General features: G+C 72.5%; 23 protein-coding genes and 1 pseudogene. 15 read left to right on the plus strand and 9 right to left on the minus strand.

What is annotated here, in order from left to right; genetic code table 11:
* Window positions 1-26: 26 nt before the first annotated feature.
* Both R2740_RS02545 and R2740_RS02550 read left to right on the plus strand, forming a co-directional pair.
* Window positions 27-740: pseudogene (locus R2740_RS02545) on the plus strand (amidase family protein); the annotation flags it as partial.
* A 248-nt stretch (window positions 741-988) separates the two neighbouring features.
* Entirely contained in the window at window positions 989-1,420 is a 432-nt protein-coding gene (locus tag R2740_RS02550) for an amidase family protein (protein WP_371301179.1), read from the plus strand.
* Here R2740_RS02550 and R2740_RS02555 read toward each other — a convergent pair.
* Window positions 1,315-1,974 (minus strand): TetR family transcriptional regulator, encoded by a 660-nt coding sequence (locus R2740_RS02555; protein ID WP_371301111.1) that lies wholly within the window; start codon window positions 1,972-1,974, stop codon window positions 1,315-1,317. The two genes, R2740_RS02550 and R2740_RS02555, sit on opposite strands and share 106 nt — an antisense overlap.
* Window positions 1,975-2,043: 69 nt before the next feature.
* Between R2740_RS02555 and R2740_RS02560 the strand changes: the two genes are divergently transcribed.
* Entirely contained in the window at window positions 2,044-2,376 is a 333-nt protein-coding gene (locus R2740_RS02560) for a hypothetical protein (RefSeq protein WP_371301112.1), read from the plus strand.
* 66 nt (window positions 2,377-2,442) lie between these two features.
* On the opposite strand, the gene R2740_RS02565 is transcribed toward R2740_RS02560, so the two are convergent.
* Window positions 2,443-3,021: a TetR/AcrR family transcriptional regulator gene (locus R2740_RS02565; RefSeq protein WP_371301113.1), complete on the minus strand. Its 579-nt coding sequence runs from the start codon at window positions 3,019-3,021 to the stop codon at window positions 2,443-2,445.
* A gap of 96 nt (window positions 3,022-3,117) precedes the next feature.
* Here R2740_RS02565 and R2740_RS02570 point away from each other — a divergent pair, with 96 nt between their 5' ends.
* The 6 genes from R2740_RS02570 to R2740_RS02595 all read left to right on the plus strand — a co-directional run bounded on the left by R2740_RS02570 (window position 3,118) and on the right by R2740_RS02595 (window position 10,343).
* A complete protein-coding gene (locus R2740_RS02570) occupies window positions 3,118-4,092 on the plus strand; it encodes an alpha/beta hydrolase family protein (protein WP_371301114.1) in 975 nt (324 codons plus the stop codon).
* 135 nt (window positions 4,093-4,227) lie between these two features.
* Entirely contained in the window at window positions 4,228-4,866 is a 639-nt protein-coding gene (locus tag R2740_RS02575; RefSeq protein ID WP_371301115.1) for a hydantoinase/oxoprolinase N-terminal domain-containing protein, read from the plus strand.
* Window positions 4,812-6,305, plus strand: a complete 1,494-nt coding sequence (locus R2740_RS02580) for a hydantoinase/oxoprolinase family protein (RefSeq protein ID WP_371301116.1) — start codon at window positions 4,812-4,814, stop codon at window positions 6,303-6,305. The genes R2740_RS02575 and R2740_RS02580 overlap by 55 nt, the downstream gene beginning before the upstream one ends.
* On the plus strand, window positions 6,302-8,260 hold the full coding sequence (locus tag R2740_RS02585; protein WP_371301117.1) for a hydantoinase B/oxoprolinase family protein: 1,959 nt from the start codon (window positions 6,302-6,304) through the stop codon (window positions 8,258-8,260). Before R2740_RS02580 ends, R2740_RS02585 begins: the two co-directional genes overlap by 4 nt.
* The gene (locus R2740_RS02590; RefSeq protein WP_371301118.1) at window positions 8,257-9,192 is read left to right on the plus strand and encodes a carbamate kinase; all 936 of its coding nucleotides are present in this window, start codon (window positions 8,257-8,259) and stop codon (window positions 9,190-9,192) included. Before R2740_RS02585 ends, R2740_RS02590 begins: the two co-directional genes overlap by 4 nt.
* A 23-nt stretch (window positions 9,193-9,215) precedes the next feature.
* A complete protein-coding gene (locus tag R2740_RS02595) occupies window positions 9,216-10,343 on the plus strand; it encodes a ring-opening amidohydrolase (RefSeq protein WP_371301119.1) in 1,128 nt (375 codons plus the stop codon).
* A gap of 22 nt (window positions 10,344-10,365) precedes the next feature.
* On the opposite strand, the gene R2740_RS02600 is transcribed toward R2740_RS02595, so the two are convergent.
* Entirely contained in the window at window positions 10,366-11,145 is a 780-nt protein-coding gene (locus R2740_RS02600) for an SDR family NAD(P)-dependent oxidoreductase (RefSeq protein WP_371301120.1), read from the minus strand.
* A 62-nt stretch (window positions 11,146-11,207) separates the two neighbouring features.
* Here R2740_RS02600 and R2740_RS02605 point away from each other — a divergent pair, with 62 nt between their 5' ends.
* Together R2740_RS02605 and R2740_RS02610 are read left to right on the plus strand one after the other, a co-directional pair.
* The gene (locus R2740_RS02605) at window positions 11,208-12,011 is read left to right on the plus strand and encodes a ParA family protein (RefSeq protein WP_371301121.1); all 804 of its coding nucleotides are present in this window, start codon (window positions 11,208-11,210) and stop codon (window positions 12,009-12,011) included.
* Window positions 12,008-12,751, plus strand: a complete 744-nt coding sequence (locus R2740_RS02610; protein WP_371301122.1) for a L,D-transpeptidase — start codon at window positions 12,008-12,010, stop codon at window positions 12,749-12,751. The genes R2740_RS02605 and R2740_RS02610 overlap by 4 nt, the downstream gene beginning before the upstream one ends.
* A gap of 109 nt (window positions 12,752-12,860) precedes the next feature.
* Here the strand turns inward: R2740_RS02610 and R2740_RS02615 are convergent, their stop codons facing one another.
* Window positions 12,861-14,333, minus strand: a complete 1,473-nt coding sequence (locus tag R2740_RS02615; RefSeq protein WP_371301123.1) for a DEAD/DEAH box helicase — start codon at window positions 14,331-14,333, stop codon at window positions 12,861-12,863.
* A gap of 227 nt (window positions 14,334-14,560) precedes the next feature.
* Here R2740_RS02615 and R2740_RS02620 point away from each other — a divergent pair, with 227 nt between their 5' ends.
* On the plus strand, window positions 14,561-15,313 hold the full coding sequence (locus tag R2740_RS02620; protein ID WP_371301124.1) for a ferritin-like fold-containing protein: 753 nt from the start codon (window positions 14,561-14,563) through the stop codon (window positions 15,311-15,313).
* A 67-nt stretch (window positions 15,314-15,380) separates the two neighbouring features.
* Here the strand turns inward: R2740_RS02620 and R2740_RS02625 are convergent, their stop codons facing one another.
* The 3 genes from R2740_RS02625 to R2740_RS02635 all read right to left on the minus strand — a co-directional run bounded on the left by R2740_RS02625 (window position 15,381) and on the right by R2740_RS02635 (window position 16,755).
* On the minus strand, window positions 15,381-15,650 hold the full coding sequence (locus R2740_RS02625; protein ID WP_371301125.1) for a GlsB/YeaQ/YmgE family stress response membrane protein: 270 nt from the start codon (window positions 15,648-15,650) through the stop codon (window positions 15,381-15,383).
* 168 nt (window positions 15,651-15,818) lie between these two features.
* Entirely contained in the window at window positions 15,819-16,037 is a 219-nt protein-coding gene (locus R2740_RS02630) for a DUF3107 domain-containing protein (RefSeq protein WP_371301126.1), read from the minus strand.
* 4 nt (window positions 16,038-16,041) lie between these two features.
* A complete protein-coding gene (locus R2740_RS02635; protein ID WP_371301127.1) occupies window positions 16,042-16,755 on the minus strand; it encodes a TetR/AcrR family transcriptional regulator in 714 nt (237 codons plus the stop codon).
* A gap of 222 nt (window positions 16,756-16,977) precedes the next feature.
* Here R2740_RS02635 and moeZ point away from each other — a divergent pair, with 222 nt between their 5' ends.
* Window positions 16,978-18,204, plus strand: coding sequence for an adenylyltransferase/sulfurtransferase MoeZ (gene moeZ / locus R2740_RS02640; protein ID WP_371301128.1), 1,227 nt, complete (start codon window positions 16,978-16,980; stop codon window positions 18,202-18,204).
* A gap of 15 nt (window positions 18,205-18,219) precedes the next feature.
* Here the strand turns inward: moeZ and R2740_RS02645 are convergent, their stop codons facing one another.
* The gene (locus R2740_RS02645; protein ID WP_371301129.1) at window positions 18,220-19,215 is read right to left on the minus strand and encodes an NADPH:quinone reductase; all 996 of its coding nucleotides are present in this window, start codon (window positions 19,213-19,215) and stop codon (window positions 18,220-18,222) included.
* A 658-nt stretch (window positions 19,216-19,873) separates the two neighbouring features.
* Between R2740_RS02645 and R2740_RS02650 the strand changes: the two genes are divergently transcribed.
* Window positions 19,874-20,542 carry a lysophospholipid acyltransferase family protein gene (locus R2740_RS02650; protein ID WP_371301130.1) on the plus strand — a complete coding sequence of 223 codons (669 nt, stop codon included), beginning with the start codon at window positions 19,874-19,876 and terminating at the stop codon, window positions 20,540-20,542.
* A gap of 31 nt (window positions 20,543-20,573) precedes the next feature.
* Window positions 20,574-21,332: an SDR family oxidoreductase gene (locus R2740_RS02655; RefSeq protein WP_371301131.1), complete on the plus strand. Its 759-nt coding sequence runs from the start codon at window positions 20,574-20,576 to the stop codon at window positions 21,330-21,332.
* An 8-nt stretch (window positions 21,333-21,340) separates the two neighbouring features.
* On the opposite strand, the gene R2740_RS02660 is transcribed toward R2740_RS02655, so the two are convergent.
* Window positions 21,341-22,300, minus strand: a complete 960-nt coding sequence (locus R2740_RS02660; protein WP_371301132.1) for an ornithine cyclodeaminase family protein — start codon at window positions 22,298-22,300, stop codon at window positions 21,341-21,343.
* Window positions 22,301-22,332: the final 32 nt, after the last annotated feature.

Raw genomic sequence — 22,332 nt, forward strand, 5'->3', positions numbered from 1 at the left:
AGCGCAACCCCGCGCTCACCGCGATCGTGTCCCTCGACGAGGAGCGGGCGCGTGAGGGGGCGGCAGTCGCCGACGCGGCGCTCACGAGCGGCGCCGAGGTCGGTCCGCTGCACGGCCTGCCGTTCGCGTTCAAGGACACCCACGCCGTCGCGGGGTGGCCGACCACCCTCGGCTCCCCGCTGTACGCCGACCACGTGCCCGACCGCGACGAGCTGATCGTGGAGCGGGTCCGGCGGGCCGGCGTGGTCGTGCTGGGCCGCACCAACGTGCCGGAGTTCGCGGCCGGCTCGCACACGTTCAACCGGGTCTTCGGCACCACCCTCAACCCGATCGACCCGAGCCGCAGCGCCGGTGGGTCCAGCGGCGGTGCGGCGTGTGCCCTCGCCACCGGCATGGTGCCGCTGGCCGAGGGGTCCGACATGGGCGGCTCGCTGCGCAACCCGGCGTCGTTCTGCGGGGTGGTGGGGCTGCGGCCGAGTCTCGGGCGGGTGCCGGAGTGGCCGCGCCTCAACCAGTGGGAGACCACCTCGGTGGGCGGCCCGATGGCCCGCAACGTGGGCGACCTGGCGCTGCTGCTCTCGGTGCTGGCCGGTCCCGACCCGCGGGCGCCGCTCGCGCTGGGGGAGCCCGGGTCGGTCTTCGCGGCGCCCCGCCCGGCCGAGCTGGCGGGGCTCCGGGTGGCGCTCAGCGTCGACCTCGGCGGCGCGTTCGACGTCGACCACGAGGTGGCGGCCGTCGTCGAGGAGGCCGGCCGGACCCTCGCGCGCGCCGGCGCTCGGGTGGCGGCCGTCGCGCCGGACCTGTCGCTGGCCGACGACACCTTCCGCACCCTGCGCGCCTGGCACTTCCAGGCCACCCTCGGCCCGCTGCTGGCCGCCCATCCAGGCGAGCTCAAGCAGTCGCTGGCCGACAACATCCGCGCCGGCGAGTCGCTCACCGGCGCCGACGTCGCCCGCGCCTACGCCCAGCGCACGGCTCTGGCGAGACGATGCGACTCTTCTTCGCCGACCACGACCTGCTGGTGCTGCCGGTCTCGCAGGTGCCCCCGTTCCCGGCCGACCAGGAGTTCCCCACCGAGATCAACGGCCGTCCCCTCGAGACCTACCTCGACTGGATGCGGTCGGCGTACTTCATCACGGTCACGGGCTGCCCCGCGCTCTCGTTGCCGATGGGCCACACCCCCGACGGGCTGCCCGTCGGTGTCCAGCTGGTCGCGCCGCACGGCGCCGACCTGCGGCTGCTGGAGATCGCGCTGGCACTCGGGGATCGCCGAGGGCGTGGGGTAGCGGAGGTCCTGCGGTTCCCGCACCGCGCTCAGCTGGTTGCCGTCTCGCCGAAGAAGGCGAGGCTCAGGGATTCCAGGAGCCAGGCCTTCCAGGTGGACTCGGTCCAACCGAGGCTCGCGCGGGCAAGGGTGTAGGAGCGGCTGTTCACCAGGAGGTAGAAGGTGTCGGAGGCGCGATCGACGGTCATCCCGGGCCGCAGTGCGTCGGCACCGATCACCTCCTCGACGAGGCTGCGCTGGGTCACGCGTCGTTGACGCTCGTCGCTGTCGATCAGTTCGCGGATCCGCAGATCTGTGGCGGCGGCGTCGCGCATCACTTCCTTCAACGCGGCCGTCCGGCCGCGATCGACGCCGTGGAGTCTAGGACGGCAGCCAGTCGCGCCGGCCCGGTCGGTGCTTCCCGGGCGTTCCTGACCCAGTCGCGGTCGAGGAGTGCGGCCGGCCCATGGTCGCCGGCGATGGTGGTGTCCAAGGCGCGGGCGAGCACGGCCTGCTTGGTGCCGAACCGGCTTGGTAGACGGTGGCTGGCGCGACCCCGCGTCCCGGGCGATGTCGACCACGGTGGTGGCCGAGTAGCCGTGCTCGATGAAGAGACGCACGGCGGACTGCACCACTCGGGCACGGGTCGCGCGGGCCCGCCGCTCGCGCTGCCGACCGGCCTCGGTCCTGCCCTTGACGGGTTCTCGCATACAAGGCAGAGTAATACACGAGTAAGACTCTGCAATGTTACGCGGGAGGCCGTGATGTCGGAGGACCCAGTGCTGACCAACCCGGACCACTACTCAGTGGTCTTCGAGAACGACCACGTCCGCGTGCTCGAGTACGTCGACCAGCCTGGCGACCGCACCACGATGCACGCTCATCCCGGACAGCGTGATGTACACGCTGAGCGGCCTTCCCGAAGGCGGCTCTACAGCGAGGACGGCCGGAGCCGCGACGTCGAGCTTTCGTCTGGCACGGCCGGATGGCTGCCCGCACAACGTCATGCCGGACACAACGTCGGCCCCGGCGAGACCCACGTCATCTTCGTGGAGCTCAAGCAGCCACGCCCTGCCGCCGAAGCAGCCCTGGGTCCGACCACACGCTCCTGAGGGCCGCATCGCATGGCGGCGACGGGAACCCGTCGGCGTGGTGGACACCGCATCGGTGACCGTGGCTCACCGGCTCCGGAGGACGGCGCCTCGGCGCGTGTCGTCGGTGCCGGTGGATAGGCCGGTCAGCAGCGCCTCGATCATGCGGTGGGCGTCGTAGTCGCCGTTCCCCTCGGCTCCAATACACAGGTTCCCGATAGCCCGCATCAGGTCGAGAGGGCGCACGTCGCTGCACATCCGGCCGGCCGAGACCTCGACGTCGAGCAGGCGGGCACACACGGGCTCGAGCCGGACCACGAAGTCGGTGTGCAGTCGCTCGAAACCGGCGCGATCGGAGGCCATGGCGTCGGCAAGGCCGTGTTTGGTGACGAGGAAGTCGGCGAACTGCTGGATCCAGTCCCCCAGAACGACCTCGTCGCCGGCCGCGGCCAGGGAGTCGACCTGGTGCTCGAACACCGCGACCACCAGATCGGCACGGGTCGGGAAGTGCCGGTAGATCGTGCCCGCGCCGACGCCGGCCTCGCGCGCGATCTCACGGACCGGTGCCTCGACCCCCGCTTGCGCGAAGACCGAGGCGGCCGCGTCGAGCAGGGACTGCCTGTTGCGACGGGCGTCCGAGCGCCGGGGGCCTGGATCGGTGGGCACGGCCTGACCTCTCTTGTAAACGGAACGCTGTTCCGTATAGTGTCTCCGGTGCTAGCGGAACGAGGTTCCGGATCAAACCTACCCGAAGGACTCCCGATGAGCTTCCTGACCGCGCAGACCATCTCCGTCCGGCCGATCAGCCTCGGTGCGCCGGAGCGTGGCACCCCCCTCCTCGTCCACCTGACGGCCCCGAGTACCGGCACCGACCTGCCCGTCATCGTCTTCTCCCACGGGTACGGCGTGTTCGGCGCCTCGATGGACACCTATCTGCCCCTCGTCGACCACTGGACGCGACAGGGGTTCGTGGTGATCCAGCCGAACCACCTGGACGCGCAGGGACTCGCGGCCGAGGACCCCCGCAACGCTGTCCTGTGGGAGATCCGGATCCGCGACCTGCGCCACGTCATCGATCAGCTCGATGCCGTTCTCGCCGCGATCCCCGGACTCCCCGAACGCACCGATGCCACTCGTCTCGCTGTCGCCGGACATTCCTACGGCGCCAGCACGGCGAGCGCGCTGGTCGGCGCTCGTGTCGTGGGCGACGACGGGGCGCTGTCTGCCTCGGCCAAGGACGGGCGGGTGGGAGCAGCCGTGCTGCTCGCCCTCACCGGGACCGGCGGCGAGGACCTCTCGCCGTTCGCCCGGGAGAACTTCCCCTTCATGAGCCCGGACTTCTCCGACCTCACGACACCGTCGTTGGCCATCGCCGGCGGCGCCGACGACTCGCCGCTGTCCCTACGCGGCCCCGACTGGTTCACCGACGGCTTCCGGCTCGCACCCGGGGTCACCGATCTGCTCACCGTGCACGGTGCAGAGCACTCCCTGGGCGGCATCAACGCCTACGACGACACCCACACGACGGACGAGAGCCCAGCCTCGGTCGAGCTGATCAGGCGTGCGAGCACGGCGTACCTCCGCAGCGTCCTCGGGATCGACCAGGAGGCGTGGCCGCTATCCGCGCCGAGGGGAGCGAGCTCGGGAGCTTCGGAGTCGAAACAGGGTGCGACGTCGCGCTCCGACCCGCGGGCGACGCCGGGTCTCCCAGGTCCCGTCCGGGCGGGCCCTGGATGAGGGCCCCTGCGGCCCAGCGGTTCCGCAGCGTCCGTCGCGTTCGCCCGGCGGTGGCCTCGTCCGCCCGGCAACATCTGCCGACCGTCGGGACCCGCGTCGGCAGGTTGTGCCGTCGTCCGGCTCCCGCGGGCTCACTTGAATGACACCCATGGCCCGGCGGATCAGGATCGGCATCGACACCGGTGGCACGTTACCGACGTCGTCGCCTTCGACGAGGAGACCGGGAGCCTGGTCACCACGAAGACCCCGAGCACGCCGGCCGACCCCGCCGACGGGTTCCTCGCGGGCGTCGAGAAGATCCTCGACCTGGCCGGGGCCGGCTACGACGACGTGGTCGCTGTCAGCCACGGCACCACGGTCGCGACCAACCAGCTGCTCGAGGGCAAGATCGACCGGCTCGGCTTCATCACCACCGCGGGCTACGAGGCGATGCTCGAGATCGCCCGGCAGTCGGTGCCCGACGGCTACGGCAACTCCTACTTCTGGGTGAAGCCCGACCGGATCGTGCCGCGCGACCTGGTGCAGGGGGTCGACGGCCGGCTCGACCACACCGGCCGCGAGCTGCGCCCCTTCGACGAGGACGGCGCCCGCCGGGTCGCCCGGTGGTTCGCCGAGCGCGGCGTCGACACCCTCGGCGTCTGCTTCCTGCACGCCTACGCCGACCCCGCCCACGAGGAGCGGATGCGCGAGATCCTCCGCGAGGAGCACCCCGCGCCGTGGTGTCGATCTCCAGCGAGGTGCTGCGGGAGTACCGCGAGTACGAACGCGCGATGACCACCCTGGTCGACGCGGCCGTCAAGCCCCGGCTGTCGTCGTACGTCGGCAAACATCAAGCAGCGACTCGCCGCCGGCCGCGAGGTGCCGTTCTCCGTGATGAAGTCCAACGGCGGTGCGCTGTCGGCCGACGAGGTGGTGCACCAGCCGACACCACGGTGCTGTCCGGGCCGGCCGCCGGCGCGCTCGGGGCGGCGCTGATCGCCCGGGTGGCCGGTTTCGACAAGGTGCTCACCTCCGACGGCGGCGGCACCTCCACCGACGTCTCGGTGGTCGTCGCCGGCGCGCCGACGCTGACCACCGAGGGCAGCGTGGGGGCCTACCCCTCCAAGATCCCGATGATCGACGTGGTCACCGTCGGCGCCGGCGGTGGCTCGATCGCCTGGCTGTCGCCCGAGGGCACGCTCAAGGTCGGGCCGCAGTCGGCCGGCGCCGACCCTGGCCCCCTCTGCTACCGCCAGGGCGGCACCGAGGTGACGATCACCGACGCCCACGTGGTGCTCGGCCGGATCCCCCCGCACCTGCTCGGCGGCGAGATCCCGCTCGACGTCGACGCCGCGCGCGCCGGCATCGAGGAGCTGGCCGGCCGGCTCGGCCTGGACCCCGAGCAGTGCGCGGTCGGCGTCCTGGAGATCTCCGCGTGGAACCAGGCCAACGCGCTGCGCCAGGTGACGGTGAAGCGCGGCCTGGACGTCCGCGACTTCACGCTCACCACGTTCGGCGGCTCCGGCTCGCTGCTGCTGTGCCGGCTGATGGACATCCTCGGCGTGCCGACCGTGCTGGTGCCGCCCAACCCCGGCAACGTGTCGGCGTTCGGACTACTCACCGTCGACGTCAAGAACGACTACGTGCAGACCCACGTCTGCCTCCAAGACGGCCTCGACCCGGCCGTCCTCCAGGCGGAGTACGACGGCCTCACCGGGCGCGCCGCGGCTGCGCTCACCGTCGAGGGCTTCGCCGAGGCCGACCACGTCTTCGCCCGCACCGCCGACGTGCGCTACTTCGGGCAGGCCTTCGAGGTCCGGGTCCCGGTGCCCGACGGGCCGGTGACGACCGAGACCGTCGCGGAGGTCGCCGCGCGGTTCCACGCCGAGCACCGCACGCTCTACGGCTACGACTTCGCCGACGACCCGAGCCAGCAGGTCGAGGTGGTCAACCTCCGGGTCTCGGGCATCGGGCCGATCCGCCGACCGGAGGTCCCGGCCGCGCCGTCCGACGGTGGCGAGGGCACCCCCACCGGCAGTCGTCCGGTCTGCTTCGACCCCGGCGCCGGCTTCGTCGAGACCCCGGTCCACTGGCGGCCCGACCTGCGCGCCGGCCAGGTGCTCGAGGGCCCGGTGGTCGTGGAGGAGTTCGGGTCGACGGTGCCGATCCACCCGGGCTTCACCGCCCGCGTCGACGACTACGCCAACCTCGTGGTCTCCAGGAGCGCGTCGTGAGCGCCCCGGCCCAGCCGACCGGTTCGCGCCGCGCCCCGACGGCGTTCCCCTTCGGCAGCCTGACCCCCGACGCCGGCCGCGGCGCCGACCCGGTGCTCGTCGAGATCGTCCAGGGCTCGCTCGCGGCGGTGGAGCGCGAGGTGGAGACGGCGATCGCCCGGACCAGCCGGTCGCCGATGATCCGCGACGCCCACGACTTCCGCGCCGGCATCCACGACCGGCTGCTGCGCAAGCTCACCGGCCGGTCCTACTCCGCCCTCGTCCACCCGGTCGCCCGCGACTTCCCGCTCGACACCATGCGCGAGGGCGACGTCTTCTTCCACAACGACGTCTATCTCTCCGAGGGCGGCATCGGCCACCTGCCCGACCTGTGCGTGACCGTGCCGGTCTTCGCCGGGCCCGACGACGATCGCCGCGTGGTGGCGTTCGTCCAGGCGTTCGGTCACCACGACGACATCGGCGGCGCCGTACCCGGCTCGATGCCCTCGCACGCCACCTCGGTCTTCGAGGAGGGCCTGATGGTGCCACCCATCAGGCTCTGGGACGCCGGCCGGCCGGTGCGCTCGGCGCTGGCGATCATGACCCGCAACTCGCGGATGCCCGAGTCGCTGGCGGCCGACCTCGACGCGGAGTGCGCGGCCTGCCTGATGGGCGCCCGCCGCCTCGGCGAGCTGTTCGACCGCTACGGCGTCGACACCGTCGAGGCCTGCTTCGACGCGGTGATCGACCGGTCGACGCAGACCTACCGTCGCGAGATCCTGGCCAAGATCCCGGTCGGCAGCTGGGTCTGGGAGGACTACGCCGAGCACGACGGCGTCGACGAGCCGCGCCTGCACACCCAGCGGATCACGCTGACCCGCACCCCCGCCGACGACCCCGACGGGGAGCGGCTGGTGATCGACTTCGACGGCACCGGCCCGCAGGCCCGCGGCCCGATCAACCACTGCGGCGACTACTCCGACGGGGTGTTCCTCAAGAAGTGGCTGGCGCCGATCCTGCGCAACCTCGCCGACACCCCGGAGCGGATGGCCGAGCTCGACGTCAACGAGGGCGTGGTCCCGCTGATGGAGCTGCGGTTCCCGCCGCCGGGCACGCTGCTCACCCCGGTGTTCCCGGCGCCGACCAACGCCCGCACCTTCGTGATCCTGCGGCTGCTCGGTGTGCTCGCCGGTGTGCTCGCGAAGGCCGTCGACGGCCGGATGCCCGCCGACCAGGAGACGATCCGCTACACCGGCGTCTACGGCGAGGACCTCGACGGCCGCCCCTACCTCATGCGCGAGGTGCTCGGCGGCGGCTCCGGCGGGCGCTACTACGCCGACGGCGAGGACACCATCCACGTGGTCCCCGACTCCCGCAACCTGCCCACGGAGTTCACCGAGTCGCGGTTCCCGTTCGTGGTCGAGTCGCTCGGGCTCGCCCTCGACTCCGGCGGGCCGGGGCGGTTCCGCGGCGGCCTCGGCTACGAGAAGCAGCTGCGGATGCTCAAGGACGCCCACTTCATGTCGATCGCCGACCGGTCGATCCTCGCCTGCTGGGGGGTCAACGGCGGCAGGGCCGGACGGCCGTTCCAGGTCACCATCGACCCCGGCGGACCGCACGAGCGCGAGGTCGACGCGCTGGCCGACGACGAGCCGGTGCGCGCCGGCGAGCTGATCCGGATCCGCACCACCGGCGGCGGCGGCTGGGGCGACCCGCTCACCCGCGACCCCGAGCTCGTCGTGCGGGACGTCCGATGGCGCAAGGTGTCGCCCGAGGCGGCCCTCGCCGACTACGGCGTCGTGCTGACCGGCTCGCTCGACGACGACTCCCTGGGCCACGACGCCGCCGCCACCGAGGCGGAGCGGGCCTCGCGCCCCGAGCCCGGCGACGCGTTCTTCGACCGCGGCCCCGGCTATGCCCGGCTGTCGGGCGGAGCCGTCTCGGCCGCGGTCGACCACCTGGACGGTGCCCGATGAGGATCCTGCTGGCGCTGGGTGGCAACGCGATGACCGCGCCCGACGGCCGGGCCCGCGTCGAGGACCAGATCGCGGCCGCGCAGGTCGCCATGGACGCGGTGGGCGATCTGGTCGCCGGTGGCGACGACGTGGTGATCACCCACGGCAACGGCCCGCAGGTCGGCAACCTGCTGGTCAAGAACCAGCTCGCCGCCCAGGTCGTGCCGCCGGTGCCGCTGGACTGGTGCGGGGCGCAGACCCAGGGCACCCTCGGTGCGACGCTGCTCAACGCCCTCGACCGCGCGCTGGCCTCCCGCGGCGTACGACGACCGATGGCGGCCTTGGTCACCCGCACCCTCGTCGACCGCGACGACCCCGCCTTCGCGCGGCCCAGCAAGCCGATCGGGCGCTACGTCACCGCCGAGGAGGCGGCGACGATGATCGAGCACGGCGAGACCTGGGAGGACCGTGGCGAGCGGGGCTGGCGGCGCGTCGTGCCCTCCCCGGAGCCGCTCGAGGTCCTCGATGCGGCCGCCGTCACGACCCTGTTCGAGGCCGGCTTCGTGGTGGTGGCCAACGGCGGCGGCGGTGTCCCCACGGTGCGTGCCGCCGACGGCTCCCTGGGCGGGATCGAGGCCGTGATCGACAAGGACCTCGGCGCCGAGCTGCTCGCGCGCACGGTCGGCGTCGACCTGCTCGTGGTCGCGACCGACGTGTCCCACGCCGTCCTCCACTTCGGCACGCCGCAGGCCGAGGACATCGGTCGGGTCGACGTCGACCGGATGCGAGCCCATGCCGCCGAGGGGCACTTCGCCGGCGGCTCGATGGGCCCCAAGGTCGAGGCCGTCTGCCGGTTCGTCGAACGGTCCGGCCGCCCCGCTGCCATCACCGACCTGAGCACCATCGGCGCCGCCGTCGCCGGCCGCGCCGGCACCATCGTCGTTCCCGCATGACCCGACCGAGAGGAAGGCACACCATGTCCGAAGCCCCCACCAGCGCTCCGCCCGCCATCGAGGTCCGCAAGGTGCCGCTGCACAGCGTGTCCGACGCCTCCGAGCTGACCGCGCTGATCGACGCCGGGGTGATGGACGCGAGCAGGGTGATCGCGGTGATCGGCAAGACCGAGGGCAACGGCGGGGTCAACGACTACACCCGGATCATCGCCGACCGTGCCTTCCGGGAGGCCCTGATGGCCAAGGGGGCGCCCGCCGACCAGGTGCACGGCGTCCCGATCGTCTGGTCGGGAGGCACCGACGGCGTGATCAGCCCGCACGCCACGATCTTCGCCACCACCGACGTGCCGGCCGACGACCCCAGCCGCGACGAGCTGCGGCTGACCGTCGGCTTCGCGATGAGCGAGCCGCTGCTGCCCGAGGAGATCGGGCGCACCGCGATGGTCACCAAGGTCGCGGACGCCGTGAAGGTCGCCATGGAGCGCGCCGGGATCACCGACCCGGCCGACGTGCACTACGTGCAGACCAAGACGCCGCTGCTGACGATCCACACCATCCGCGACGCCAAGAGCCGCGGCGAGACGGTGTGGACCGAGCACACCCACGAGTCGATGGACCTGTCCAACGGCACCACCGCGCTCGGCATCGCGGTCGCCCTGGGTGAGATCGAGATGCCCTCCGACGCCGACGTGATGCACGACCGCTCGCTCTACTCCTCGGTCGCCTCGTGCTCCTCAGGCGTCGAGCTCGACCAGGCCCAGGTGGTCGTCGTCGGCAACGCCACCGGGGTGGGCGGGCGCTATCGCATCGGCCACTCGGTGATGCGCGACGCCCTGGACGCCGACGGCATCTGGGAGGCGATCCGCGACGCCGGGCTCGACCTGCCCGAGCGGCCGCACTCGAGCGACCTCGAGGGCCGCCTGGTCAACGTCTTCCTCAAGTGCGAGGCCTCGCAGGACGGCCAGGTGCGGGGCCGCCGCAACGCGATGCTCGACGACTCCGACGTGCACTGGCACCGGCAGATCAAGTCATGCGTCGGTGGGGTCACCGCGGCGGTGACCGGGGACCCGGCGGTCTTCGTGTCGGTCTCGGCCGCCCACCAGGGTCCCGACGGCGGCGGCCCGGTGGCCGCGATCATCGACTGCGGCTGAGCCGCGGTCCGGCGCCGTCGGGTCAGCGGCGGCCGAGTCGCTGGAACCGCTGCAGGACGCCGTGCGGGACGGCGCGGCTCAGCGCGGTGATCGCCTTGTAGGACGCGCCCGGCACGGAGAGGGCGCGACCCTTGTCGAAGTCGGCCAGCGCCTTGGTCACCAGGAACTCCGCGTCGAGCCACAGGAACTCCGGCGCGCTGCCGCGCGAGACGCCCATCCGCTGGTGGAACTCGGTGCGGGTGAAACCCGGGCACAGCGTCGTCACGGTCACCCCCTGAGGCCGGTACTCGGTGGCCGCCCACTCGCCGAAGCTGTTCACCCAGGACTTGGACGCCGAGTAGGTGCCGCGGGGCAGGTAGGCGGCCACGCTCGAGACGTTGATCAGGCCGCCGCTGCCGCGGGCGGTCATCGCCCCGAGGGCGGCGTGGGAGAGCCGCATCACCGCCGTGACGAGGACGTCGAGCATCGCCTGCTCATCCTCGACGTCGTTGACCAGGAACGGCCGCTTCAGGCCGAAGCCGGCGTTGTTGACCAGCAGGTCGACGGGTCGCTCGTCGTCGGCCAGCCGGGCCTCGACGGTGGCCAGCTGCTGGCGATCGACCAGGTCGGCGACCAGCGTGCCGACCTGGACGGCGTACTCCTCGGCGAGCGACGCGGCCACCTCGGCGAGCCGGTCGGCGTCGCGAGCCACCAGCACCAGGTCGTGGCCACGGGCGGCGAGCTGGCGGGCGAACTCGTGGCCGATGCCGGCGGTGCCGCCGGTCACGAGCGCGACCGGGCGGTCGGTGGTGGGGTGCGACATGCCGTCCAGCAAAGCAGGTGGGAGCACGGAGGTGTGGTGTGGGTCCGGCATGATGGGTGTCGATGACCCTCACCCTCGCGATCGCCAACCAGAAGGGCGGCGTGGCCAAGACGACCACGGTCGCCTCCCTGGGTGCCGCGCTGGCAGATCTCGGCCACCGGGTGCTGCTGGTCGACCTGGACCCGCAGGCCTGCCTGACCTTCTCGCTGGGCATCGACCCCGAGGACCTCGAGCTGTCGCTGCACCATGTGCTGACCAAGGGCCTTCCGCTCGCCGACGTCATCGTCTCGACCGAGGACGGGGTCGACTTGGCGCCGGCCACCATCGAGCTGGCGCGGGCCGAGGCCGACCTGCTCACCCGCACCGGCCGCGAGCACGCGCTGTCCTCGGCTCTCGAGGACCTCACCGCCCCCGACGGCGGCGACTACGACTGGGTGCTGCTCGACTGCCCGCCCTCGCTGGGCATCCTCACGGTCGCGGCGCTGACAGCCGCGCGCGGGGTGCTGGTGCCGCTGCAGTGCGAGACGCTGTCCCACCGCGGCGTCGGTCAACTGCTCGACACCGTCCACGACGTACGCCGGTTCACCAACCGCGGGCTCGAGGTGTGGGGAGTGCTCCCCACGCTCTACGACGGCCGCACCAACCACGCCCGCCGGGTGCTGGAGACGATCTCGGACACCTACGACCTCGAGGTCGTCGAGCCACCCATCCCCAAGACGATCAAGTTCGCGGAGGCGCCAGCCGCCGGGCGGTCCATCCTGCGCACCAGCCGCAGCAGCAAGGGCGCCAAGGCCTATCGCGAGGTCGCCGAGGCGCTGGTCGCCCGCTCTCGTCGTCGCCGGCGCCCGTCGAAGGGGGGCCGATGAGCGAGGGTCGGCACCGGCAGCCAGCGGCGCCGCAGGCGTGGCGCGGGATCTTCGCGGTGCTCGCGGCCGGTGTGACGACGGTGGCGGTGCTGGGTGGACTCGGTGCACTGCCGTCCTCGGCCACCGGCGACGCGGAGGACTCCTCGGCTGCGATCGCGTCGAGCGGGTTCGACGAGCAGGGCGGGTCCGACGAGCAGGGTGGGTCCGACGAGCAGAGTGGCGGCTCGTCGGGCGACGCCGCGGCCGGAGCGGCCGGCTCCGACCCGACGCTGGTCGCCGAGGTCGACGACTCCGGTCTGGCCGGCGCCGGGGGAGAGACCGTGCCGGCCGCCGACGAGGCGCTGCCCGCCGACTCCGGCCAGGGCCGCCGGGTGGTGTTCTCCGAGAGCAGGCAACGGGTCTGGCTGGTGAGCGGACGACAGCACGTCAAGCGGACCTACCCGGTCTCGGGCAGCATCTACGACAACCTCCAGCCGGGCAGCTATGAGGTCTACTCCCGCTCCGAGCAGGCGTGGGGGATCGACGACTCCGGCACCATGCGGTGGTTCGTGCGCTTCACCCAGGGCCAGAACGCGGCGATCGGCTTCCACGACATCCCGGTGGCCGACGGCGTCCCGGTGCAGACGGTGGCGCAGCTCGGCACCCCGCAGTCCCACGGCTGCATCCGGCAGCGCACCTCCGACGCGCGGGCGCTGTGGCGGTTCGCGCCGGTCGGTACGCCGGTGGTCGTCACCACCTGAGTGGGTCGCGGCGGCTGCCGCGACGCCCCAGCTGCCCCTGCCCGGCCGATCCCCGCGGCCGGCCGCGCCCAGCGGGCGGGCCGAGCCGTTCGTTCGTTCGGTCGGTCGGTCAGGCCGACTCGGTCGAGGCGCTGGTGGCCTCGCCGGAGGGACGGCCCCCGCCGGAGCCACCGCGGCGGCGCCGCCGCCGGTTGCGGGACGGGCGCCGTTCGGCGTCGTTCGCCTGGCCGCCGCCCTCGCCGGACTCGGCCCCCGGAGCCGCGCCGTCGACCGGCCGGCCACCACGGGAGCGGGTGCGCTGCCGGTTGCGGTTGCGTGAGGACCGCTCGCGAGGCTGGTCCCCGCCGGAGCCGTCGCCTCGCCGCTCACTGCGCGGCTTGTCCTCGCGGGGTGCGGGCGGCACCAGCCTGCCCTTGGTGTCCGCGGGGATCGCCAGGTCGTGGTAGAGGTGCTCGGAGGTGGAGTAGGTCTCCTGCGGGTCGTCGAAGGGCAGGTCGAGCGCCTTGTTGATGACCTTCCACCGGGTCAGGTCCGCCCAGTCGACGAACGTCACGGCGGTGCCGGTGGCGCCGGCCCGGCCGGTGCGGCCGATCCGGTGGACGTAGGTCTTGTCGTCCTCGGGACAGGCGTAGTTGACGACGTGGGAGACGCCCTGCACGTCGATGCCTCGAGCGGCGACGTCGGTCGCGACCAGCACCTGGATCTTGTCCTCGCGGAACTTCGCCAGCGCCCGCTCGCGCGCGGCCTGGGCCATGTCACCGTGGAGCGGCGAGGCCTTGAAGCCACGCTCGGCCAGGTCGTCGGCGACCCGCTGCGCCTGCCTCTTGGTGCGGGTGAACACGATCATCTTGGTGGCGTCGTCGGCCTGCAGGATGCGCGCCACGATCTCGGGCTTGTCGAGGTCGTGGGTCTGGTAGATGTACTGCGCCGTGGCGGGGACGGTCTGGCTGTCCTCGCTGGACTCGGCGCGGATGTTCATCGGGTGCCGCATGTGGGTGCGAGCCAGCGCCACGATGGCGCCGGGCATGGTGGCCGAGAACAGCATGGTCTGCCGGGTCTCGGGCGTCATCGAGATCAGCCGCTCGACGTCGGGCAGGAAGCCCAGGTCGAGCATCTCGTCGGCCTCGTCGAGGACCAGGGCGTGGACGTGGGAGAGGTCCAGCGCGCGGCGGTTGGCCAGGTCGATGAGCCGGCCGGGCGTGCCGACCACGATGTCGACGCCGGTGGACAGCGCGTCGAGCTGGGGGTCGTAGGGCACGCCGCCGTAGACGGTGAGCACCCGCATGCCGCGGTCGGCGCCGGCCAACGCCAGGTCACCGCTCACCTGGAGCGCCAGCTCGCGGGTGGGGGCGACGATCAGCGCCTGAGGCTTGCCCTCGGGCAGGTCGGCGTAGTCGCGGTCGGTCGGGGCGACGCTGCGCTGCAGGACCGGGATGCCGAACGCCAGCGTCTTGCCGGTGCCGGTGCGGGCCTGGCCGATCAGGTCGGTGCCCATCAGGGCCACCGACAGCGTCATCTCCTGGATCGGGAAGGGGGTGGTGATGCCGGCGCGCTCGAGCGCGTCGCAAATCTCGGGGAGCACCCCGAGCTCTCTGAACGTAGTGATGGTCTTGTCGCTTTCGTCGGGTCGTCGTGCGGCGGACACCGGGCGATCGACGATCAGACGAGATCACAGACGCACAGGGGGTCTGCCGCGCACATTCGTGGCGAGCACTGGTCAGGACGCCGGAGCGACCGGTGCCGGCTCGCCTGCCCGCCGGCCGGGTGGACGGCGGACTGTGGTCCCCATGGTATCGGTAGGGTGCGCCTGTGGGTGCATCGACGGGACCGGACGCGCCGGCCGGACGACCCGAGGACGCCCCGCCCGACGTCGGGACGGACGGCTGGTCGGGCCCGCTCGCCGATCCGGCCTACCGCGTCGCCGTCGTCGACCTGCTGGGGGTGATCGCCTACGGCGAGCTGTCGGCGTTCGAGCGGCTGGCGGAGGACGCGACGATGGCGCCGACCCTCGACGACAAGCTGGCGATGGCCGGCATGGCGGCGGCGGAGTTCGGTCACGTGGCGGCGCTGCGGGACCGGATCGAGGCCCTGGGCGGAGACGTGACCCAGGCGATGGCCCCGTTCCAGCGGGCGATCGACGGCTTCCACGACCACACCGCACCGACGGACTGGTACGAAGGCCTGGTCAAGGCCTACGTCGGCGACGGGCTCGCGGCCGACTTCTACCGCGAGATCGCCGCCACGCTGGACGCGGAGACCCGCGAGCTGGTCGTCGCCGCGATGGCCGACGTCGGGCATGCCGACTTCGTGGTCGACCGGGTGCGGGCCGCGATCGCGGCCGACCCGCGGGTCGGCGGACGGCTGGCGCTGTGGGGGCGTCGGCTGATGGGCGAGGCACTCACCCAGGCGCAGCGGGTGGCGGCCGAGCGCGACGCGCTCACGGCCCTGCTCGCGGGCGGTGTGGACCGGCCGGGCATGGACCTCGCGGCGATCGGCCGGATGTTCAACCGGCTGACCGAGCGGCACGCCGCGCGGATGGCCGCGCTGGGCCTCGACGCCTGACGGGACGCATGACCGTCAGCGGCCCCCACGACCGGGCGGTCGTGGGGGCCGGCGCAGGCGCGTGCGGTCAGGTCTTGCTGCGACCGGTGGCCCCGGCGGCGACCATGACGAGGACCGCGGCGACGGCGACCTGCCAGACGTGGCGCCACCAGTCGATGCCGTTGGTGTCGGCCTTGAAGAAGATCGTGTACAGGAAGTTGCCGATCAGGATTCCGCCGATGCCGCACACGATGGTCAGCCACAGCGGGATGTTGTCGCGGTCGCCGGGGGCGACCCACTTGCCGAGGAGGCCGATGATCGTGCCGCCGATCAGAGCCCACAGGATTGCGCTGAGCATGGGATTCCTTTCCGGTTCCTCGCCCCTGCCGAAGGCCCAGCCACGCGATGTCCACATCATGCACCGGCAGGGCCGCCACCGGGTGAAGCCGGACGGCCGACGTGTCGGCGCCGGGGGAGCGGTACCCGTCAGCGCCACCGGCAAACCCGCTCAGGGGCGGGCGCAGGCTCAGCGGACTCCGACCTGGCCGGCGACGCCGCCGCCGATCTCGACGTAGGCCAGTCGGTCGGCGGGGACGACGACGCGCCGGCCCTTGCCGTCGACCAGGGTCAGCACCCCGCTCGAGGCCACGGCGTCGGCGACGGCCTTCTCCACCGCGTCGGCGCTGTCGTCGGTCTCCACGGTGAGCTCACGGGGGGCGTGCTGTACGCCGATCTTGACCTCCATGCGCTCAGTCTCCACCACGGGGCAAGACATCGGTCTCCGGGGGGCCGGGCTCGTCGGTGAGCGGGTAGCCGCGGATGCCGCGCCAGGCGAGGCCGGTCACCAGCGCGACCGCCTCGTCACGGGGCACCTCGGCCCCGTCGGCGAGCCAGAACCGCGAGCTCACCTGGGCCATGCCGACCAGCGAGACGGCCAGGAGCCGCGAGGCGTCGTCGGGGAGCCCGGTGTCGTCGTGGATGACGTGGGCGATCATGTCGGCGCACTCGTGGGTGACCCGCTCGAGCTGGGCGCGCACGGCGGGCTCGTTGGTGAGGTCGGACTCGAAGACCAGCCGGAACGCGCCGCTCTCGCTGGCGACGTAGTCGTAGAACGCGTCGATGGTCGCCGCGACGCGCTGCTTGTTGTCGTGGGTCGAGGCCAGCGCCTGGCGACAGTTGTCGATGATCGTGTCGCAGGAGGAGTCGAGCAGTGCGAGGTAGAGCTCGAGCTTGCCCGGGAAGTGTTGGTAGAGGACCGGCTTGGACACTCCGGCCCGCTCCGCGATCTCGTCCATCGCGGCGGAGTGGTAGCCCTGTGCCACGAACACCTCGAGGGCGGAGGCGAGCAGCTGGGCCCGTCGCTCGCGGCGCGGCAACCGGGCACCCCGGGGGCGGGGTGCGTCGTCGTAGCGCGCGGCGGTCACCAGGGCTCCTTCCCTCGAGGACTCGGGGAGCCGACCCATGGCGGCTCCGGGCGGAGGAAGCCTACCGCCGGGTAGAGCCTCCCGGGTGATGCCGCCCCGGCCCGGCGGCCGTCCGGATCCCGGACGACCTGTCCGAGGAGAGAGACGGCCAGCCACGATGGAGGGAACAACGGCGCCGGTGCGAGCGTTGCGCCGACACCCGTCCGTACGACCGCCACGACCGTCGTACCCACGCCGCGAGACCCGAACCGAGGAGTATCCGTGAGCTTTCCCCCGCTGGTGGAGCCGGCCGACGAGCTGACCATCGATGAGGTACGCCGCTACAGCCGGCATCTCATCATCCCCGACGTCGGGATGACGGGGCAGAAGCGGCTCAAGAACGCCAAGGTGCTGGTCATCGGGGCCGGCGGCCTCGGGAGCCCGGCGCTGATGTACCTCGCCGCGGCGGGGGTCGGCACCATCGGGATCGCGGAGTTCGACGAGGTCGACGAGTCCAACCTGCAGCGCCAGATCATCCACGGCCAGTCCGACATCGGCCGGCCCAAGGCGGAGTCCGCGCGCGACTCGATCGCCGAGGTCAACCCACTGGTCACCGTGATCGTCCACAACGAGCGTCTCGACAACGACAACGTGATGGGCATCTTCGAGGGCTACGACCTGATCGTCGACGGCACCGACAACTTCGCCACCCGCTACATGGTCAACGACGCGGCCTTCTTCCTCGGCATCCCCTACGTGTGGGGGTCGATCTACCGCTTCGACGGCCAGGCGTCGGCGTTCTGGCCGACCGCCACGCTGGCCGACGGCAGCAGCGCCGAGGCCCCGTGCTACCGCTGCCTCTACCCCGAGCCGCCCCCGCCCGGCATGGTGCCGTCCTGCGCCGAGGGCGGCGTGCTGGGCGTGCTGTGCGCGTCGATCGGCTCGATCCAGGTCAACGAGGCGATCAAGATGATCACCGGCGTCGGCGAGCCGCTGGTCGGCCAGCTGATGATCTACGACGCCCTGGAGATGAGCTACCGCAAGCTCAAGGTCCGCAAGGACCCGAACTGCGCGCTGTGCGGTGAGAACCCGACCGTGACCGGGCTGATCGACTACGACGCGTTCTGCGGCGCGATCTCCGAGGAGGCCGCCGACGCCGCCGCGGGCCACACCATCTCGGTGGTGCAGCTGGAGCACATGCTCAAGGAGCGCGAGGAGGGGTCCCGCGACTTCCTGCTCGTCGACGTGCGCGAGCCCAACGAGTGGGAGATCAACCGCATCCCCGGTGCGGTGCTGATCCCCAAGGGGGAGTTCCTCAACGGCAACGCGCTCTCCGAGCTGCCGTCGGTCGACTCCGGCCGGCAGGTCGTCCTCTACTGCAAGGGCGGCGTCCGCTCGGCGGAGGCGCTGGCGGTGCTCAAGGGCGCGGGCTACGACGACGCGATCCACGTCGGCGGCGGCGTGGTGGCCTGGGTCAACCAGATCGACCCCAGCCAGCCGGCGTACTGAGGCTCCGCACCCGCCTCACAGGTCGATGACGACCTTGCCCACCGCGCCGCCCTCGACGGCCCGGTGGGCCTCGGCGGTGTCGGCCAGCGAGAAGCGGTGGAGCGGCAGGCCGGCGTCCTCGCCGACCCGGAGGGCGCCGTCGAGCAGGGCCGCGTCGATCGCGGCGACGGCCTCGTCGATCGCCGCGTCGGGCACGGTGTAGAGCAGCACGAACTGGTAGCGGGTGTTGGTGGTCATGTGTGCCCGCACCGGGATCGCCGCGGTCGGGGCGTCGTTGGCGTAGACCGCGATCGTGGCGTGCGGGGCGACGACGGCGGCGTCGAGGTCGGCGTTGGTCGCCGGGGCCACCTCGACGATGACGTCGACGCCGTCGGGGGCCGTGTCACGGATGCGGCTCGCGGCGTCGTCGGCGCGGTAGTCGACGACGTGGTGGGCGCCCGCCCGCCGCGCCAGCTCGGCCTTCTCCGGCGAGCTGGTGGTGGCGACCACCGTGGCGCCGGCCCATCGGGCCAGCTCGATCGCCGCGTGGCCGACCGCGCCGGCGCCGCCGGCGACCAGGACCGTCCGGCCGGCCAGCGCCCCCGGCGCCAGTCGCTGCGGGCCGTCCTCGGCGACGGTCAGGCACCGGTGGGCGGTGATCGCAGGGACGCCCAGCGCCGCGCCCAGGTCGGCGGACGCGCCGTCGGGCAGCGGCCGGACGTGGCGCGCCGGCAGGACGGCGTACTCCCGCGTGGTGCCGCCGGCGAGCCACACCCACGCCGGGTCGCCGGGGGCGAGGCCCTCGACCCCGGACCCGACCGCGTCGACCACCCCGGCGCCGTCCTGTCCGGGGACCGCCTCCGGTCCGCTCAGCGCGGCGGTGAGGCCGGTGCGGACCTTCCAGTCGGTGGGGTTGACGCCGGCCACCCGCAGCCGCACCCGCACCTCGTCCGGCCCGGGCTCCGGGACCTCCCGCTCCACCAGCCGGAGGACGTCCGGCCCTCCTGTCTCGGTGTAGACGACCGCTCGCATGCTGTCGAACCTACTGCGTGGGAGGTTCACCATGTGAAGCAGGTGAAGCCTCGCTTCTCGTGGTGAGTTCACCGGGAGAAGTGACAACTCGCCTGCTTCACATGATGAACCTCCAGCCCCGCCCTCCACAGGAGAGCGGGCCGGTTTGTGGAGAAACGGGGCCTCCTTGTGGAGGGAGGAGCAAGCTCTGTGGACGACACGCCGGAAACGGAAAGAGCTCGAAAGAAATCTCGCGAAACCCCTTGTGCCGTAGGGGTTTCAGGGCATAGAACTTTCCCCACGCACTCCCTCCGGGGAGGGCGGGATGACTCGGAGACGAGGGTCCACACCGCGGGGCAACTCGCGGCGGCGACAGGGTGACGACGTCGTTGGGGCCGGAGTGGACGGGTCGTCGGCCGGAGGCGTCACCATGATCCGGTCAACCGGGCGGAGGCGCGCAAGCGCCGAGGCCCACCGGCTGGGAACGGGCGGAGCTTCGGCTCCGACCGGTCCCGCCACCGAAGGGCCCTTGTGACTCATACTCATGAGGGCCCTTCACCTATTTCAGCCCCGGACACTCGCGGCCACCGAACCGGTCGCGGGCCTCGGCTCCGGATCGCCTGCCCGGCTCCCGAGACGTCGGCGGCCACGCCGTCGTGGGCTGCGCCACAATGTCCTCATGCTGTACGGCGTCGCACACGCGGTCATCCCCCCGGTGGTGAAGACCATCTGGCGACCCGACGTACGCGGGCTCGACCACGTCCCGAAGACCGGACCGGTGATCCTGGCCAGCAACCACCTGAGCTTCGCCGACAGCGTCGTGATCCCGGTCGTGGTCCCGCGCAAGGTGGTCTTCCTCGCCAAGGCCGACTACTTCACCGGCTCCGGCGTCAAGGGTGCGCTCACCCGCGCGTGGTTCAGCGGGCTCGGCATGCTGCCGGTCGACCGCGACGACACCAAGGCCGCAATGGACAGCCTCGACACCGCGCTGGAGGTGCTCGGCCGCGGCGAGGCGTTCGGGATCTACCCCGAGGGCACCCGCTCGCGCGACGGCCGCCTCTACCGCGGCCGCACCGGCGTCGCCCACCTCGCGCTGACGGCGGGCTGCCCGGTGGTGCCCGTCGGCCTGCGCGGCACCCAGGACCTGCAACCGGTCGGCGCCCGGCTGCCCCGCCTGGTGAAGGTCACCCTCGCCTTCGGTGAGCCGATCGACTTCCGCGGGCGCTTCGAGGGGACGCCGCCGGGCCGGGCGCGGCGCGAGGCCACCGACGAGATCATGGCGGCGATCCAGGAGCTGAGCGGCCAGCAGGAGGCCGGGGTCTACAACGACCGGCCGCCGGACCTCTGACCCGGCTCCCGTCCTGTGGTTGGCTGACCGCATGGCAGATCATCCGGGAGGCCGGCTCACGATCATCACGGGTGGCACCCGCGGCATCGGGGCGGCCACGGCGCTCCGGCTGGCCGCCGACGGCCACCGCCTCGTGCTCGCCTATGCCGCCGACGACGAGTCGGCGGAGGCGACCGCGACGGCCGTCCGCGAGACGGGGGCGGCCTGTCACCCGGTCCGCTGCGACCTCACCACCGACGAAGGCCTGGACGCGCTGTTCGCCGTGGCGGGGGAGCATGGCCCGCTGACGGGCCTGGTCAACAACGCCGGAGCGACCTTCCACATCGGCCCGCTGGCCGACACCGAGCCCGACGTGGTCCGCCGCACCATCGACCTCAACCTGACCGCGGCGCTGCTCTGCGCTCGCCGTGCGGTGCTGGCGATGTCGACCGACCGTGGCGGCACCGGCGGGGTCATCGTCAACGTGTCCTCCGGTGCCGCGACCCTGGGCTCCCCCGGCGAGTACGTCCAGTACGCCGCCGCGAAGGCCGGGATCGACGCGATGACGCTCGGCCTGGGCACCGAGGTGGCCGGCCAGGGCATCCGGGTGGTGGGCGTCGCGCCGGGCCATATCCGGACCCGGATGCACGCCGACGCGGGCGAGCCGGGCCGGCTCGATCGGGTGGCGCCGAGCATCCCGCTGCGGCGCCCGGGGGAGCCCGAGGAGATCGCCGAGGCGATCGCCTGGCTGATGAGTGAGGCCGCGGGCTACGTCACCGGCACCACGCTGCGTGTCGCCGGCGGCCGCTGACCACGTCCTCAGGGGAAGGCGACCCGCTGACCGACGCCGCGCTCCTCGGCGCGCGCCAGCACCAGCTGGCCGAGGGCGATGTCATCCATGGCGATGCCCATGTTGAGGAACATCCGGCGGCCGTGCTCGGGCACGCTCACCCCTCCGGAGACGACGTCGGCCAGCTCGGCGGTGGGTTCGGGCAGCCCCTGGAAGTAGTGCCCGCGCGCCGCCACCGCGGCGTACTGGTCGTGGTCGTCGACGACATAGATCGAGGCGCCCGAGAACGCCGGCGCCGCCATCGCGTCGTCGTAGTCCACCGGCAGCAGCAGCGCGTCGGCGGAGGTGTTGGCGGCGTCGAGCTTGGGCTCCAGCGCGCGGGTGATGCAGGTGATCGCGATGTCGACCCCCTCGAGGGTCTCCTCCGGGCTGCTCACGAAGGTGGTACGCCGGCCGTCGGCGAGGTCGAAGACCTCCTGGACGTTCTCCATCCGGTGGTCGAAGGCGACCACCTCCTCGATGCCCGGGTGCACCGCCAGCGTCACCTCCAGGTGCCGACGCCCCTGCACCCCGCAGCCGACGATGCCCACCCGCGTGGGGGAGCCCGGCACGTGCCGCATGGTCACCCCGGAGGCGCCCGGCGTGCGCATCTCGGTCACCCAGCCTCCGTCGACGAGTGCCAGCGGCCGGCCGGTGTCGGCGTCGTTCATCAGCAGCGAGCCGAAGATGTAGGGCAGTCCCTTGGCGGAGTTCTGCTCGTGGCCCGACACCCACTTGATCCCGAGGCCGTCGGAGCCGCCGAGATAGGCCGGCATCGCGTTGACGAAGGCGTCCTCGCGCGGCACCACCTTGGGCTTGGGTGGGTTCTGCACCAGGCCGCGGGACTTCTGCAGGAACGCGTCGTCGAGCACGTCGATGATCTCGTCCCAGGTGAGCTCCAGGCGCTCGAGGTCGGCTCGGTTCAGGACCAGCAGCTGCGGCTCGCTCATGAGGTCACGGTAACGGCCGCCGGGCCGCTCTC

This window comes from Nocardioides sp. (assembly GCF_041393715.1).
Classification (GTDB): Bacteria; Actinomycetota; Actinomycetes; order Propionibacteriales; family Nocardioidaceae; genus Nocardioides.